Origin of the sequence: Clostridium sp. UBA5119 (assembly GCF_002414285.1) — a bacterium.
GTDB lineage: Bacteria > Bacillota > Clostridia > Clostridiales > Clostridiaceae > Clostridium_J > Clostridium_J sulfidigenes.
Window position 1 is genome coordinate 27,929 of record NZ_DHYX01000059.1, and the last position, 16,055, is coordinate 43,983.

Below are 16,055 nucleotides of genomic sequence, written 5' to 3' on the forward strand. Positions count from 1 at the left end.
AATGAAAGTTATTTTATTACAAGATGTAAAATCAGTTGGAAAAAAAGGAGAGGTTGTTAATGCTTCCGATGGATATGCAAGGAATTTCTTGTTTCCTAAGAAATTAGCGCAAGAAGCAAATGATGTTAACATGCATATTTTAAATAAGAAAAATGAAGCTGATAGAAAGAAGAAATTAGCTGAAATAGAGGAAGCTCAAAAAGTTGCAAATGGACTTAAGGATAAAGAAGTAATTATCTATGCTAAGTCAGGAGACAATGGCAGATTATTTGGAGCTATAACCACAAAAGATATTTCTCAGGAAATGGAAAAACAATTAAACATAACAATAGATAAGAAAAAAATAGTAGTCAATACTATTAAAACTATGGGATTATATGATGTAGAAGTAAAACTATATCCTGAGATATCAACTAAAATAAAGGTTATTATAAAAGAACAACAATAGATTTTAAAAACCGAGGGGAGGAAAGCATAGAAGGTATAAAAATCCTTCTATGCTAATAATTTTGAATATAAATTCAGTTGATAAAATAAATAATTTTAGCTTAGAAGAAGAATTAACTATGGAAGTAGAAATAGAAGTTTTAGAAGAAGTTATGTACAAGATTTTAGATGAAGGCACTATTAGAGGCAGAGCAGTAAAGTTTAAGGTTCAAAAGCACTTAAATAGTAAAGATATGTATAGAAAACTTTATGCCATAAATAAAATAGTTACTAATGGAAAAGGAATTAGTATTCCACCAAGTGATAATAATATAGAAGAAGTTTTAAAAGAAACTAGCCTAGAAATAAGTGAACTTTTAGCTAAAAGATATGTACAAAATAAATTAGATGCAGAAGTGGAAAAGCAAATTATAGAAAAACAGGACAAGTATATAGATGAGGTAAGATTAGGAATCATAAAGAAACAAAGAGGACCAGAGAATAGTAAGACATTAAAGAAATATGCAGAGTTTGAATGTTTAGATTCAAAGCACTTAACTCAAAATATTATGAATATGCTTAGACCTGATAGTTTTTCAGAAATAATTGGTCAAGAGAGAGCTATTAAATCTTTAATATCTAAGATGGCATCTCCATATCCACAACATATAATTTTATACGGACCACCAGGAGTGGGTAAGACTACGGCAGCTAGGATTGCTCTTGAAGAAGTTAAGAAATTAAATCATACGCCATATGATAAAGATGCAAAATTTGTAGAAGTAGATGGAACCACATTAAGATGGGATCCAAGAGAGATATCAAATCCTTTATTAGGTTCAGTACACGACCCTATATATCAAGGTTCAAAGAGAGATTTAGCTGAAAGTGGTACTCCAGAACCAAAGACGGGACTAGTTACAGAAGCACATGGAGGAGTTTTATTTATAGACGAAATAGGTGAATTAGATTATACTCTTCAAAATAAATTATTAAAAGTTTTAGAAGATAAAAGAGTTGAATTTTCATCATCATATTATGATCCAGATGATGAAAGTACACCTAAATATATTAAGTATTTATTTGACAATGGGGCTCCAGCTGATTTCGTTCTAATAGGTGCTACTACTAGAGAGCCAAGTGAGATTAACCCAGCATTAAGATCAAGGTGTACAGAAGTTTATTTTGAACCACTATCTTCTGTAGATATAGAAAAAGTTGTATTAAATGCAGCTAAAAAGTTAAATATTAAATTAGAGGATGGTTTAGCAAAAGAGATAAGTAGATATACTATAGAAGGTAGAAAAGCTGTAAATATACTTGCAGATGTATATGGATATGTATTATTAAACAATGAAGATAGAAATGATGTGGTTATAACTATTTCTGATTTTAATGAAGTAGCATCTAATAATAGATTAAGACCATATGAAGATATTAGTGATTTAGATTCTAAGGAAGTTGGACAGATTTTTGGTCTTGGAGTATCTGGATTCTTGGGATCAACTATAGAAATAGAATGTTCAAGTTTTGAGGCTAAGGAAAAAGGTAAAGGAACTGTTAGATTTAATGATACTGCTGGATCTATGGCAAAAGATTCTGTTTTTAATGCAGCCTCTGTTATAAGAAAGATTACTGATAAGGAAATCAGAGATTATGATATTCATGTAAATGTTATTGGTGGTGGAAAAATTGATGGACCATCAGCAGGTGCAGCTATAGCAACATGTATTCTAAGTGCCATTTTAGAAAAACCAATAAGACAGGATATTGCAATTACTGGTGAAATATCAATAAGAGGTAAGATAAAACCAGTAGGAGGAGTGTTTGAAAAAATATATGGAGCAAAAAGAAAAGGTATAAGGCAGGTAATAATACCAAAAGATAACTTGAAAGATGTTCCAGCTAATGTTAAAAATATAGAAGTTACAGCTGTATCAACAATAGAAGAACTACTAGAGTTAGTATTTTAGATACTTTAATTATTAAAACCCTGTAAAATGATTATACAGGGTTTTAATTTAATTTTATAAATTAATGTTTGGATTTTTTTATAACTACATTATAATTAAAGAGAAGGATTTTATAATAAATAATGTTTTCTACATTATTTATTCCTTGAGAGTACATATAGGAGTTTTCTTTTAATATATCGCAGGAGGTAATAATATGAGTGACTCACTTAGAACTATGCCACAAAATATAGAAGCTGAGCAGTCAGTAGTAGGGTCTATGTTAATAGATAAGAATGCTATTGCACAAGCTGCAGAGGTTCTTTCAGCTGAAGATTTCTATAAAGATGCTCATAAGACTATTTTTAAGGCTATTAGAGATTTATACAATAAAGATATACCTGTAGATATGATAACCTTGGTAGATTATCTAAAATCTAATGATATGCTTGAGCAAGCTGGAGGGGTAACATATATTATGGAGATAAGCACCTCAGTACCTTCTACAGCTAATTTATCTTCTTATATAAAAATTGTTGAAGATAAATCAACCCTTAGAAGGTTAATTAGAAGCTCAACAGAAATAATTGAAAATAGCTATAATAAACAAGATGATGTAGAATCAGTAATAGACTTGGCAGAAAAAAATATATTTAATATATCTGAAAAACGAAGTACTAGTGATTTTGAACCTATGAGTACTGTATTGGAAAGAGGATTTTTAGAGATAGAAAAGATTTTTAATAATAAAGGTCAAGTAAATGGAGTAGCTAGTGGATTTAAAGATTTAGATGCAAAAACTTCAGGGTTTCAGAGCGGAGATATGGTTCTAATAGCAGCTAGACCATCTATGGGAAAAACTACATTTTGTCTTAATATAGCTCAAAATGCAGCTATTAGAGATGGTAGGAAAGTTGCAATATTCTCATTAGAAATGAGTAAGGAGCAATTAGCATATAAGCTCCTTTGTGCAGAGGCTAATGTAGATATGGTTAAGCTTAGAAATGGAGATTTAGACGATAGAGATTGGGAGAATATAGCAAGGGCTTCAGGACCACTTGCATCTGCGGGAATATATATAGATGATACTGCAGGTATTTCTGTCATGGAGATGAGGTCTAAATGTAGAAGACTTAAAATAGAGCATGGAATAGATTTAATTATCATAGACTATCTTCAATTAATGTCAGGAAGCAATTCTGATAATAGACAACAGGAAGTATCAGAAATATCAAGAAGTATAAAAGCTTTAGCTAAAGAAATGAAATGTCCAGTAATTGCATTATCTCAATTATCCCGTGCACCAGAACAAAGGGCAGACCATCGTCCTATGTTATCAGATTTAAGAGAATCAGGTTCTATTGAGCAGGATGCAGATATAGTTATGTTCTTATATAGAGAATTTTATTATAGCAAAGAAAAAGAAGACGAGAACATAGCGGAATGTATATTAGCTAAACATAGAAATGGTGAAGTTGGAACCGTAAATTTAGCATGGATAGGTAAATATAGTAAATTTGGAAACTTAGACTTAGTTCATCCAGAATAATTTAAAGAGATTTCATAGAAAGTAGTAATAAAGTATAATTAAATATCATTTATTTTTATTGCATATACTAAAGCCTTATTACATAAAGATATATTAGCTATATTTTATGTGAGGTGAGATCACTCATGGTAAATGAGATGAAGAACAATAAATTAATAGATGATAAGTTTAACAATGGAAAAGAGACATATTTTCACAAGCATTCGAAATTAGATGACATTACTATAACAGAAGAACATGAAGATGATATTATAAGCTTGTATAATAATGGAATTATGAAAGATATAAGAGATATTAGTAACAACAATGAAGAAGTAACAATAATTAAGTCTAAAGAATTTTATTGTGACAAAGATAAAGGGTCTATATTAGAATCTAAGGATAAAAACTGTAGCGAAAAAAGTTGGGGAGCAACATTAGTGTTTTGTATACTTTTAGGTTTTATAGGTTTCCATAGATTTTATGTTGGAAAAGCAGGAACTGCAATATTAATGTTACTTACACTAGGTGGTTTTGGCATATGGATTATAGTAGATTTAGTATCTATAGTAATAAATAGTTTTACAGATGAATATGGTAGAATTGTTAAAAGAAAAAAGTCCATAGATCAAAATTAAAAGGATGTGGTAAAACATATCTTTTTTAAGTATTATTGAATAATTTTAATAGATTTGATAATATTCATCTTATATAGTACACGAAGTAAAGATTAAGGAGAACAGTTATGGAAAATAAGAAAATTGGTGAGTTTAACAAAGGGGATAGAATTGAAAGTTTTTTCTTAGTAAAAAATGCAGAATGTAAAATAACTAACAATAGTACTACGAATAAATATTTAGATCTTATGCTAATAGATTCAACTGGGGAAATAAATGCAAAGTTATGGGAATGTAATGAAAACATTGAAGCTTCAATAAAGGATAATATACTTGTAAAAGTAAGAGCTGTAGTAAATGAATATAGAGGGAAATTACAGTTAAAGATAGAGAAAATTAGACCAGCTACAGAAGAAGATAATGTTAATATAGATGAATTTATACTAGTTGCTCCTTATAAGTCTGAAGATATGTTTGAAACTCTATTAGATTATATAGAGAAAATAGAAAATAAAGATATAAAACATATTACAGAAAATATTATCGGTAAATTAAGTTACAAGTTAATGCATTATCCAGCTGCTAAATCCAATCATCACGCAATTAAAGGTGGTCTTTTATATCATATAACTACTATGTTAAATGCAGCAGAAAAATTATTAGGTATATATAATTATCTAAATAAAGATTTATTGTATTCAGGTATAATTCTTCATGATATAGCTAAAATAATGGAGATGGAATCTAGTGAGCTAGGAATAGTATCTAAATATAGTACGGAAGGCCAGTTGCTCGGACACATAATACAAGGAATTGATTTAATTGAGGATGCTGCAATGGAAGTCAATGCAGATAAAGAAGTAGTTATGTTATTACAACATATGATATTAACGCATCACTATGAGCCGGAGTATGGAAGTCCTAAGAAACCTATGATACCTGAAGCAGAAATGTTACATCATTTAGATGTATTAGATGCTAGAATGTATGATATGCGTAAAGCTACTAAGGATTTAAATCCAGGTGAATTCTCTGAAAAAGTATATAGTTTAGATGGAATAAGTATATACAAATCATTCATATAAATACGAATAATATAAATATAAAAAGTGTAATATATTCTTATAGGATGTATTACACTTTTTAGGGTTTAAGATAATATTATAATAAATTTAATTATAATAAAAAGCTAATTATACATATTAGATTAACAAAATATATTGTATAAAGCCATTTATATAATATATTTTAGGAGATGTAAAGTTTGTTATTAAGAAATAATAAAAGCATTCTATGCTAGGATAGAGTAAATAAATATTGGGAAAAATAAATTTCTAAAGAAATATATTTACGAAGAATTTTGAATACATTATATAAAATATTCGTATTTTTTATTGAAAATACTACATCTCTTTGTTAATATATTTATGGGGTGATTAACATGTATAAAAATTATGATATTATAATTGTTGGTGCAGGAGCTAGTGGTGTTTTCGCAGCCTATGAATTAACAGCTTTAGGCTCAAAGGCTAAAGTATTAATGATAGAAAAAGGAAATAGCCTAGAAAAAAGAAAATGTCCTATAGATGGGAAAAAAATAAAAACTTGTATTCATTGTAAATCTTGCGACATTATGAATGGTTATGGTGGCGCTGGAAGTCTTTCAGATGGTAAGTATAATATAACTAATAACTTTGGTGGAGATTTATATAAATATGTCGGGAGGCAAGAAGCTTTAGATCTTATGTATTATGTAGATAAGGTTTTATGTGATCATGGTGGAAGTGATGCGAAGTTATATTCAACTGCGGATAGTACACTAAAGACTGAGGCACTAAAACATGATTTACATCTTTTAGATGCTAAAGTTAGACATCTTGGTACAGATAGAAATGTAAAAATACTAGGTAATTTATATAATAAGATAAAAGATAATATAGAGATGAAGTTTAACACTGAAGTTATGGATATAGAAAAGCACGGTAAAGAATTTATAGTGAAAACTGAGGATGAAGAATTTAGATGTAAAGATATAATAGTTGCCACAGGAAGATCGGGATCTAAATGGATATCTAAGGTTTGTACTAAGCTAGGTATAGAAAGTAGAAGTAATAGAGTAGATATAGGTGTTAGAGTTGAACTACCTGCAGCTATTTTTGAACACATAACAGATAAAGTATATGAAAGTAAAGTTGTATATAGAACTAAGAAGTATGGAGATTTAGTCAGAACATTTTGCATGAACCCACATGGTGAGGTAGTTAGTGAAAATACAAATGGAATAGTAACAGTAAATGGACATAGCTATTCAAATCCAGAACTTCATACAGAAAACACAAACTTTGCATTATTAGTTACTAATAATTTTACAGAGCCATTTAAAAATAGTAATGAATATGGTGAATCTATAGCAAGACTTAGCAATATGTTAGGTGGCGGAGTATTAGTTCAAAGATTTGGAGATTTAGTACAGGGGAGAAGAACTAATGATCATAGAATGAGTAAAAGTTTTACTATTTCAACTTTAAAAGCTACACCGGGAGATTTAAGCTTAGTTATACCAAAGCGTCAATTAGATGCTATAATAGAAATGATATATGCTTTAGATAATATAGCACCCGGAACAGCTAATGAAGATACATTGTTATATGGTGTAGAAGTTAAGTTTTATAATTCTAATATAGAAGTGGATAATAACTTAGAAACAAAAGTAAAAAGCCTTTATGTATTAGGAGATGGGTCTGGAGTTACACATTCACTATCACAAGCATCTGCTAGTGGTGTTTATGTTGCTAGAATATTAGATGAGAAATATAGTAAGCTAGTTTAATTTATAGTAAATTTTACTAATGAGTAAAAAAAGGAGATGTAAAATATGTCATCATTTGTGGTATTAGGAGCTCAATGGGGAGACGAAGGAAAGGGTAAAATGACTGATTATCTTGCAGAAAGTGCAGATGTAGTTGTTAGATTCCAAGGAGGAAATAATGCAGGTCATACTGTAGTAGTGGGAGAAAAGGAGTATAAGCTACATTTAATTCCATCAGGAATACTTTATAAAGACAAACTTAATGTAATAGGCAATGGAGTGGTTGTAGATCCAGAAGCTCTATTTACAGAAATGGATTATTTAAAAGGATTAGGAGAAAACATAACTCCAGAGAGATTAATAATAAGTGACAGAGCTCAAGTTATAATGCCTTATCATAAGGTATTAGATGCTCTTAAGGAAGAAGCTAGAGGAAAGAACGATATAGGTACTACTAAAAAAGGAATAGGACCTTGTTATACTGACAAAGTTGAGAGATGTGGAATAAGGGTTTGTGATCTTATTAAACCAGAAGTTTTAAGAGAAAAATTACAAGAATATCTTCCAGCTAAAAATGATTTAATAGTTAAAATTTATGGTGGAGAAGCCCTAAGCTTTGATGAGGTTTTCGAGGCCTATTTAGAATATGGTAAGAGAATGAAGCCATTTGTAGATGATGCATCAGTTAGAGTTTTTGATAGCATAAAAGCAAATAAAAATGTGTTATTTGAAGGAGCTCAAGGAACACTTCTTGATATAGATTTTGGTTCATATCCATATGTAACATCTTCTAATACAGTAGCAGGTGGTATATGTACAGGTTCTGGTATAGGACCAACTATGATAGATAGTGCTGTAGGAATTGTAAAAGGATATACAACTAGAGTTGGAAAAGGACCTTTTCCAACAGAACAAGAAAATGAAGTTGGAGATTGGATAAGAGAAAAAGGATTTGAGTATGGAGTTACTACAGGAAGAAGTAGAAGATGTGGTTGGCTTGATCTCGTTATATTAAAAAGTGCTGCTAGAGTTTCTGGATTAACTAGTTTTGGAGTAACAAAGATTGACACACTAGCTGGACTTGATAAAATAAAAGTTTGTGTAGGATATAAGTTAGATGGAAAAGTAATAGACTACTTCCCAGCTAGCCTTGAAGATTTAGCAAAATGTGAACCTGTATATGAAGAATTTGATGGATGGGATGAAAGTATAAAAGATGCTAGAAAATATGAAGATATTCCAGAAAATGCAAAGATATACTTAAGAAAAATAGAAGAATTCACTGGTGTTAGGATATCTATAATATCAGTAGGTCCAAAGAGAGATCAAACTATGAGAATCGCAGATCTTTAAAAGTAGGTTATTGCAAGAAAGATTAGAAAAAATTAATTCAAAGTTTAAAACTGATAAGAAATACATTTATTTCTTATCAGTTTTATTTTTTAAAAATATTAAATTAAGTGGTATATAAAATCACACAAATTACCTTGAATAACAGCTTTTATGTTAATATGCAATCTAATCCTTTAGTGCATTATAAATGGCGTTCACAGCAGCGCTAGAGGAGCTCCAGCACCACTGCAAATTAAAACCACCACAATCACCATCAACATCTAAAATTTCACCACCAAAGTATAGACCTAGAGTTAGTTTAGATTCTAAAGTTATAGGGTTTACCTCCGTAGTATCTATTCCACCTATGGTAACTTGAGCATTTTCAAAAGAGTTGGTGTCAATAACTTGAAACTTCCAATCACATAAAATCTTATAAAGTTTAAATCTATATTCATATTCTAGGGAATATGTAGGCATGTGAATGTCAGTAATTTCACACTCTTTTAATATAATAGGAATAAGTTTTTTATTTATAATTCCTACTAGATTGTCTGAAATACTTCTATATGAAAACACTGCAAAGTGTGTTTCAAAAAAATCTACTATATGGTCATAATCTGAATTAAGTAAATTTACATGTATAAAAACTGATGACTTACTTAGAATTCCTTTAGAAGCAATTCTACTAAGCTGTAGAATTGGAGGACCTGATATACCATAGTCTGTGAATAAGATTTCGCCAAATTCTTGTTTTTTAGTTTCACCATTTACTTCTATATTACAAGAGCTTTCAAATTTCACCCCAGAAATGGCCTTAAGTCTATCATAGTTTAGTTTTAATTGAACTATACCAGGTGTTAAGTTTATTAATCTATGGCCAAAGTTTTTAGCTAGTTTATGACCAGAGCCATCAGATCCCGTTCTAGTATAACTTTTTCCTCCAGTACATAAGAGAACTTTTTTACAGGTATAAGTAGTTGAAGAAGTAATAATTTCGAAGTAACCCTTCTTTGTGTTAACTATATCTAAAACTTTTTCACTCATGTAAGTAGGTATATTTCTTTCAGATAAATTCATTCTAAGAATATCTAACACGGAGGATGCTTGAAGAGATAACGGGTATATCTTTCCAGAATCTAAGGTACATGTGTATATTCCTATGGATTTAAAAAAATTAAGGGTATATTCTAAATCATAGGTATTAATAATATCTTTAAAAAAATTATTATTATCACTATGAAATCTTGATAAGGATAATTTTTCGTTTGTTAAATTACAACGCCCATTACCAGTAATTAACAGTTTTTTACCTACTCTATCGCTACTATCTATTATAGCTACGTCTATACTTAAATCTTTTGCTTTAATTGCAGATACTATGCCACAAGATCCACCACCAACAATAATTAAGTCATGATACAAAATAAAATCACCTCAAGCCTTTAAATGTACTTTATAACATATTAACTAATATATTAACTATAGTATATAGAATTATACTACATATTAAAACTATAATATAAGTTTATTATTAAATTATAATATATCTAATAAATAACATATTTTCTGTATATAATTTTGGAGAAAAAAATAAAAAAAATTATTTTTAAAATTTTGTTGACAAAAGTTTAAAATTTTTGTATTATAATAAATGTCGGATGACCCGGCAAAACAAAAGCAAAATGACATATGGCTCCTTGGTCAAGCGGTCAAGACACCACCCTTTCACGGTGGTAACAGGGGTTCGATTCCCCTAGGAGTCACCATACTAGGTCGCATAGCTCAGCTGGGAGAGCACCTGCCTTACAAGCAGGGGGTCACAGGTTCGATCCCTGTTGCGACCACCACATAATCTAATGTGGCCCAGTGGCTCAGTTGGTTAGAGTGCCGGCCTGTCACGCCGGAGGTCGAGGGTTCGAGTCCCTTCTGGGTCGCCATTTATGCTGGCATGGCTCAACGGTAGAGCAGCTGATTTGTAATCAGCAGGTTGTAGGTTCGATTCCTATTGCCAGCTCCAAAGATTCTGAATTAATTCAGAATCTTTTTTTATTTTTAAAATTAATACATAAGTAAAAAATAATTAAATATATAAAAATTAAGGACATATCTTAATTTAAAATAAATTATTATCATAAAGGTATATAATTATATCTTTACAAACGAATATTTGTTCGTTAAAATAAGAATGTAAGTTAATTTTGAGGATGTGATATTTGTGGAGAATAAGTCCGAGAGAATAATATTTCATATAGATGTTAACTCTGCATTTCTATCATGGACAGCTATAAATTTATTAAGATGCGGAGAAAGTGAAATAGATATAAGAAAAATTCCTTCTATAATAGGTGGAAGTATAGAAGATAGAAGAGGAGTAGTTTTAGCGAAATCAATTCCAGCTAAGAAATTTAATATAATAACTGGAGAACCTATAGTAGCCGCGTTGAAAAAGTATCCTCAATTAAAAGTTTATCCACCAGAACATAAACTATATACAAGGTTTAGTAATGATATGTATAAATTGTTAGAGCCATATTCTGATTTTATTGAAAGATATTCTATAGATGAAGTTTTTATGGAAGCAAGTCATTTTAAATATGACTACATGGAAAAGGCTAAGGATATTAAAAGAAAAATAGAAGAAGACCTAGGTTTTACAGTAAATATAGGAATAGGAAATAATAAATTATTAGCTAAGATGGCTAGTGACTTTTCTAAGAAAAATTCTATCCATACATTATTTAAAGAAGAAATAAAAATAAAGATGTGGCCACTTAAAGTAGGCGATTTATTTATGGTTGGAAAAGTAGCTGAAAAAAAGCTTATAGATTTAAATATATTTACAATTGGAGATTTAGCAAATTATAATTTGAGCATTTTAAGAAATATATTTAAGAGCTATGCAAATATAATTTATGAATATGCCAATGGAATAGATAATTCACCTATTAACTGTGATAATTATGTGGATGTAAAAGGCATAGGAAATTCAACTACTACAAGCAAGGATATATTAAGTATAGATGAAGCTCTAAAAGTATTATTGTCACTTACTGAAAGCGTAGCTAAGAGACTTAGAGCTAATAAATCTTTATGTGGTATTGTAGCTGTATCAATAAAGTCGAATATATTTACAACTTACTCTCATCAGAAAAAGTTTTTAACCCCAACAGATTCGACTGAAGAAATTTTTAAATTAGTGAAAGTAATATTTAAAGAGATGTGGAGTAGAGAACCCATAAGATTATTAGGAGTCAGAGTAACTAAGTTGAGTGATAATAGTATATATCAAAAATCTTTATTTGATGATGAAAAAATAGATAAACAAAGAAGCTTAGATAGTACCATAGATAAAATAAGAGAAAAATATGGAGATTCATCCATAATAAGATCTACATTTATAAGCTCAAATAATAAAAGGGGCTTAGAAGATGAAAAGGCAGAAGATTTTTTAATGATGGGAGGCCTTTATGATTATTCTAAATAAAAAAACATCCTAACTTAATATAAGTATAAGTTAGAATGCTTTGATCAAATGAAGTTATTTAGAGGATGCTTTACTATTTAAATTTTTTTGAAGTCTTATATCATCACCATAAAACTTAAACAAGGAAAAATTACCAAAAAGTCTAGATGTAATACGTTCTGAATAGATAGATAATAATTCATCTAAAGAAAAGTTACTAGATATTAACATTTTTTTATTTCTTAGAAGCTTTGTATTCAGTAGGTTAAATAACTCAGATATAGCAAATTCTGATGATACTTCTGTACCTAAGTCATCTATTATAAGCAAATCACAATTAATTAGGTGATCTTCTAGAGCTGAATTGTTATTAAATCTTATATCTTTTAAGTTTTTAATCAATTCTTCAGAAGTCTTATATACTATAAAATATCCATTATCTATTAATTCTTTTGCGATACAGCGAGATAAAAAGGTTTTTCCAGTGCCTGGATTACCATAAAAAAGAAGATTTTCTGATGTTAACTCAAAGTTTGCTATATATCTAAAACATTGATTTACAATACTTTTCATATTTTCCTTTGGACTATATTTTTCACGGCCAATTCTTTTATCACTATAGAAGTCCATATTAAAATTAGCAAAATTATGATCATCAGAAACTATGAATAAATCACTATTTCTATAATAAATACTATTAAGTTTTTGTTTATAGCAACTACATTTTTGTAATCCTACAAATCCAGTATCTTTACACTTATTACAATTATAATGAATGTCTAAATAATCTAAAGGATAACCGTTTGATACCAGTAATTCAGTCTTTTTAACTCTTAAATTAGTTATATTTTCCCTTAATTCTTTTAAATGTTGTTCTCTATTAGGCGCATCCTGAAAGGCTGCTAGGGAAACCTTAATACATAGCTTACCAATATGATTTTCAATATCGTCTATTTCAGGAACACGTTTTTTTACTTCTGATTTTCTTAATTCTAAAGCATTTTTTTGATTTTCCTTTATTTTATCATAAAGTTTCATAATTTCTAAATGATGTTTATTAATCATTATTATCCCATCCTAAAAGTTTTCTTTCTAAATCATCAAAATCATAGGTCCTTTGATCGTAACTATGAAATTTACCTTTACCTTTTTTTGTATTGGTATTTGAAACTTCATTAACAATAGGTTTAAAGTTAATTTTTTTCTTATCTTTTAACTCAATATCTTGAAGAGTTTTAATTTTGTCTTTAAACCAACTATTAAGTATACCATCAATATATTTAAAGTCAGCTCTACTTAGTCTTTCAAAGCATATGTCACAAGCTTTATATATAATTTCTAAAGAAAAATTATATACATTTAACCATTTTTCCAAAAGCTCTTCTTGAGGTTTCATAACATCACCATTTTTCAGACCTAAATAAGTTAAGATTTTCCTTATATTAATCCATTTATCCTCATGCTTTTTTATATAGTCTTGTGCTTCGTCTATACTAGTTATATTGTTATCACTCCAAGATACAGCTATTTTCTCAATATATCTATAGTCAGATTTCCCTTTAGAAACACAATATTCTATAAGTAAAAGTATAATTTCAGGAGAAAAATTAAAGTCGTTTTGCCATCCGAGATAAGTAGTCATTTCTTTGGGCGAAAGTGGACGTGCTAATAATCTTTCTATATCTTGCAACATATCTTTAACCATAGAATTATCTAGTTCTTTTAATAAATTCACAGATTTTCCGTTATCGGCAGCCTTAGTTAGTTCTAAGAATTCTATATTATAATTTCCCATGTTATCTATGGGAACTAATCTTATAACACCTTCGTCATTCCAATAATTCCAAGCATTTATTACGTCAGTTTCTAATAAGGATAGAGCTGAAGCTATAAGAGTTGAGTTTACACCTATTTCTCCACTAACACAATATTTAAGACCAAGTAAATAAACTTTTATATACTCGCCTCTAGCCTTTGCCATGAAGTTATCTATAAACACATTGCTTACGGGAGTATAATCTAAATTTTTGGTTTTAAACATAAAAGTACTCATAGAATCTCAACCTTTCCATGTTATCGTAATGTAATAGCATTACATTAAACTCTTGTTGAAAACTAAGGTTATAATTATATATAAGTAAATAAATTATTTATTTGTTATATAAGTTATATCTTATTGCGCTATTTTTATAACCTTTTAGAATAAGTTTCAATTAAGAATTATATTATAACCTTAGTATATCATATAGTAAACCTATTAAAAGTAAAATTTAATAATTAATAAATGTATATATATTAGTATATAAAATTAATATTTTATTAATAATAAAATTGACTATTGTTTTATACATTATGTTTAAAATAATTTCAATGGGGTATATTATCATTGTAGTAGGGAGGTAATACAATGATGAAAAATATACTACGAGAATTAGTCATAGTATGTGTATCACTCTTATGTATTTTAACTATGATTACCATGAATCCGGTAGAAGCAAAGAAAAATGTAAAAGCGAATGAAAAAATAAAGGCAGTAGTTATGAAATCAGATGGTGTAGAAATTGGCATAGTTGCTGATGAAGCTACAGGTAACAATGCTCTTAATAAAGTAAGAGATATCTATATAGATACATGTAATATAGATAATGTTAAAGATATTGCTGTAAATAATAAAATAGTATATAAAAAAATAACATGTAATAAAGAAGATGTTTTAAGTGAAAGTGAAATTTCTAATAAAATAATAGGATACAATGATACAAATGATAACAGTTTAATTAACTTTACAGTTACAAAAGAAAATCAGGTTAAATATATACAAAAGACTAATAATTCGCAAGTTGCTTTTACGCCTCTTAGTAGGGGGAGTACCCAAATAAATAGAGAGGTTTTTTTACACAATTCAATAACAACACCTATAAAGGGTATACTAACTTCTACTTTTGGTGAGAAGAGAGAAGGATATTATCATAAGGGAATTGATTTGGCTGCTAATACAGGTACTGAAATTCAAGCTGCACTAGATGGAACAGTGAGCTTTTCAGGGATAGCAGATGGATATGGTAAAGTAGTAATAATCGACCATAGTGATAACTTGCAGACTGTATATGCACATTGTAGCAAATTAAATGTGTCTGAAGGTGAACAGGTTCTAAGAGGGCAAGTTATAGCAGAAGTTGGAAATACTGGAGATAGCACAGGTCCACATCTACATTTTGAAATAAGAGTAGATGGAGTTCCAATGGATCCTTTAGGATATACAGGGATAATTGGATATTAAATTTTTAATAAAGTCTAGATTTATCTAGACTTTATTTTTGGTAAAAATGAATAAATTGTGACAAGTTAAATTATTTGTAAAAATAAAAGTAAAAAAAAATATTGACTTTATTTTTCTTTAGTAATATACTTTGATTATCAAAATATTTGAAAGTCAAACAAAAGGGGAATAAAGTAGAATGAAATCCTTAAATTCAAATAAATACGTATTAAATGAATTATTAGTAACTATATTTAATGATATTTTAGAGATCGAACAAACTGCACTACAAGAAGGAGTGCTTAAAGATTTATCGGTTACAGAGATACATACTATTGAAGCTATAGGAATGTATCATCCAAGAACTATGACGGAAGTAGCAAATGATTTAAATATTACAGTAGGTACTTTAACTACAGCCATAACGAAACTCGTGAAAAAAGGATATGTAGAACGTACAAGAGGAGAAGAAGATAGAAGATCTGTAATGATAGCTCTTACCAGAAAAGGAAAGTTAGCATACAGAGTTCATGAAAAATTTCATCAGGACATGATTAGTGAAACTATAAAAGGTTTAACAGATGAAGAGGAAGAAGTACTAATAAGATCTCTAGAGAAAGTAAATAGCTTCTTTAAGTCAAAATACAATCTTAAAAAATAAGTAAA

Annotated in this window: 13 protein-coding genes and 4 tRNA genes; 14 read left to right on the forward strand and 3 right to left on the reverse strand. The window is 29.0% G+C overall.

Going from position 1 to position 16,055, the window contains the following annotated elements; genetic code table 11:
- Nucleotide 1: 1 nt before the first annotated feature.
- The 7 genes from rplI (at nucleotide 2) to B2671_RS09700 (ending at nucleotide 8,685) form a co-directional block, all read left to right on the forward strand.
- Nucleotides 2-448 (forward strand): 50S ribosomal protein L9, encoded by a 447-nt coding sequence (gene rplI / locus B2671_RS09670; protein ID WP_346870226.1) that lies wholly within the window; start codon nucleotides 2-4, stop codon nucleotides 446-448.
- Nucleotides 449-566: 118 nt separating this feature from the next.
- Nucleotides 567-2,399 carry a Lon family ATP-dependent protease gene (gene lonC, locus B2671_RS09675; RefSeq protein WP_414632630.1) on the forward strand — a complete coding sequence of 611 codons (1,833 nt, stop codon included), beginning with the start codon at nucleotides 567-569 and terminating at the stop codon, nucleotides 2,397-2,399.
- A gap of 196 nt (nucleotides 2,400-2,595) precedes the next feature.
- Nucleotides 2,596-3,927, forward strand: coding sequence for a replicative DNA helicase (locus B2671_RS09680; RefSeq protein ID WP_035131996.1), 1,332 nt, complete (start codon nucleotides 2,596-2,598; stop codon nucleotides 3,925-3,927).
- 125 nt (nucleotides 3,928-4,052) lie between these two features.
- Nucleotides 4,053-4,544: a TM2 domain-containing protein gene (locus B2671_RS09685; protein ID WP_346870228.1), complete on the forward strand. Its 492-nt coding sequence runs from the start codon at nucleotides 4,053-4,055 to the stop codon at nucleotides 4,542-4,544.
- Between the two features lie 107 nt (nucleotides 4,545-4,651).
- Nucleotides 4,652-5,608, forward strand: a complete 957-nt coding sequence (locus B2671_RS09690; protein ID WP_346870229.1) for a 3'-5' exoribonuclease YhaM family protein — start codon at nucleotides 4,652-4,654, stop codon at nucleotides 5,606-5,608.
- A gap of 356 nt (nucleotides 5,609-5,964) precedes the next feature.
- Nucleotides 5,965-7,353, forward strand: coding sequence for an NAD(P)/FAD-dependent oxidoreductase (locus B2671_RS09695; RefSeq protein WP_346870230.1), 1,389 nt, complete (start codon nucleotides 5,965-5,967; stop codon nucleotides 7,351-7,353).
- 45 nt (nucleotides 7,354-7,398) lie between these two features.
- Nucleotides 7,399-8,685 (forward strand): adenylosuccinate synthase, encoded by a 1,287-nt coding sequence (locus tag B2671_RS09700; protein ID WP_346870231.1) that lies wholly within the window; start codon nucleotides 7,399-7,401, stop codon nucleotides 8,683-8,685.
- Nucleotides 8,686-8,850: 165 nt separating this feature from the next.
- Here B2671_RS09700 and B2671_RS09705 read toward each other — a convergent pair whose 3' ends face one another.
- On the reverse strand, nucleotides 8,851-10,089 hold the full coding sequence (locus B2671_RS09705) for an NAD(P)/FAD-dependent oxidoreductase (RefSeq protein WP_346870232.1): 1,239 nt from the start codon (nucleotides 10,087-10,089) through the stop codon (nucleotides 8,851-8,853).
- Nucleotides 10,090-10,358: 269 nt separating this feature from the next.
- Between B2671_RS09705 and B2671_RS09710 the strand changes: the two genes are divergently transcribed.
- From B2671_RS09710 to B2671_RS09730, 5 genes are all read left to right on the forward strand, one after another.
- Nucleotides 10,359-10,433, forward strand: a tRNA-Glu gene (locus B2671_RS09710).
- Nucleotides 10,434-10,438: 5 nt separating this feature from the next.
- A tRNA-Val gene (locus B2671_RS09715) sits at nucleotides 10,439-10,514 on the forward strand.
- Nucleotides 10,515-10,527: 13 nt separating this feature from the next.
- A tRNA-Asp gene (locus tag B2671_RS09720) sits at nucleotides 10,528-10,604 on the forward strand.
- Nucleotides 10,605-10,609: 5 nt separating this feature from the next.
- A tRNA-Thr gene (locus B2671_RS09725) sits at nucleotides 10,610-10,684 on the forward strand.
- 198 nt (nucleotides 10,685-10,882) lie between these two features.
- On the forward strand, nucleotides 10,883-12,151 hold the full coding sequence (locus B2671_RS09730) for a DNA polymerase IV (RefSeq protein ID WP_346870233.1): 1,269 nt from the start codon (nucleotides 10,883-10,885) through the stop codon (nucleotides 12,149-12,151).
- Nucleotides 12,152-12,205: 54 nt separating this feature from the next.
- Here B2671_RS09730 and B2671_RS09735 read toward each other — a convergent pair whose 3' ends face one another.
- Both B2671_RS09735 and B2671_RS09740 read right to left on the reverse strand, forming a co-directional pair.
- The gene (locus B2671_RS09735; RefSeq protein WP_346870234.1) at nucleotides 12,206-13,195 is read right to left on the reverse strand and encodes an ATP-binding protein; all 990 of its coding nucleotides are present in this window, start codon (nucleotides 13,193-13,195) and stop codon (nucleotides 12,206-12,208) included.
- Nucleotides 13,188-14,183 (reverse strand): DnaD domain protein, encoded by a 996-nt coding sequence (locus tag B2671_RS09740; protein ID WP_346870235.1) that lies wholly within the window; start codon nucleotides 14,181-14,183, stop codon nucleotides 13,188-13,190. The genes B2671_RS09735 and B2671_RS09740 overlap by 8 nt, the downstream gene beginning before the upstream one ends.
- 354 nt (nucleotides 14,184-14,537) lie before the next feature.
- Between B2671_RS09740 and B2671_RS09745 the strand changes: the two genes are divergently transcribed.
- Nucleotides 14,538-15,410 carry a M23 family metallopeptidase gene (locus tag B2671_RS09745; RefSeq protein ID WP_346870236.1) on the forward strand — a complete coding sequence of 291 codons (873 nt, stop codon included), beginning with the start codon at nucleotides 14,538-14,540 and terminating at the stop codon, nucleotides 15,408-15,410.
- 178 nt (nucleotides 15,411-15,588) lie between these two features.
- On the forward strand, nucleotides 15,589-16,050 hold the full coding sequence (locus tag B2671_RS09750) for a MarR family winged helix-turn-helix transcriptional regulator (RefSeq protein WP_035134559.1): 462 nt from the start codon (nucleotides 15,589-15,591) through the stop codon (nucleotides 16,048-16,050).
- Nucleotides 16,051-16,055: the final 5 nt, after the last annotated feature.

Coding starts and splice junctions, on each gene's coding strand:
- rplI (WP_346870226.1), top strand. CDS start 2: ATGAAAGTTATTTTATTACAAGATGTAAAATCAGTTGGAAAAAAAGGA.
- lonC (WP_414632630.1), top strand. CDS start 567: ATGGAAGTAGAAATAGAAGTTTTAGAAGAAGTTATGTACAAGATTTTA.
- B2671_RS09680 (WP_035131996.1), top strand. CDS start 2,596: ATGAGTGACTCACTTAGAACTATGCCACAAAATATAGAAGCTGAGCAG.
- B2671_RS09685 (WP_346870228.1), top strand. CDS start 4,053: ATGGTAAATGAGATGAAGAACAATAAATTAATAGATGATAAGTTTAAC.
- B2671_RS09690 (WP_346870229.1), top strand. CDS start 4,652: ATGGAAAATAAGAAAATTGGTGAGTTTAACAAAGGGGATAGAATTGAA.
- B2671_RS09695 (WP_346870230.1), top strand. CDS start 5,965: ATGTATAAAAATTATGATATTATAATTGTTGGTGCAGGAGCTAGTGGT.
- B2671_RS09700 (WP_346870231.1), top strand. CDS start 7,399: ATGTCATCATTTGTGGTATTAGGAGCTCAATGGGGAGACGAAGGAAAG.
- B2671_RS09735 (WP_346870234.1), bottom strand. CDS start 13,195: ATGATTAATAAACATCATTTAGAAATTATGAAACTTTATGATAAAATA.
- B2671_RS09740 (WP_346870235.1), bottom strand. CDS start 14,183: ATGAGTACTTTTATGTTTAAAACCAAAAATTTAGATTATACTCCCGTA.
- B2671_RS09745 (WP_346870236.1), top strand. CDS start 14,538: ATGATGAAAAATATACTACGAGAATTAGTCATAGTATGTGTATCACTC.
- B2671_RS09750 (WP_035134559.1), top strand. CDS start 15,589: ATGAAATCCTTAAATTCAAATAAATACGTATTAAATGAATTATTAGTA.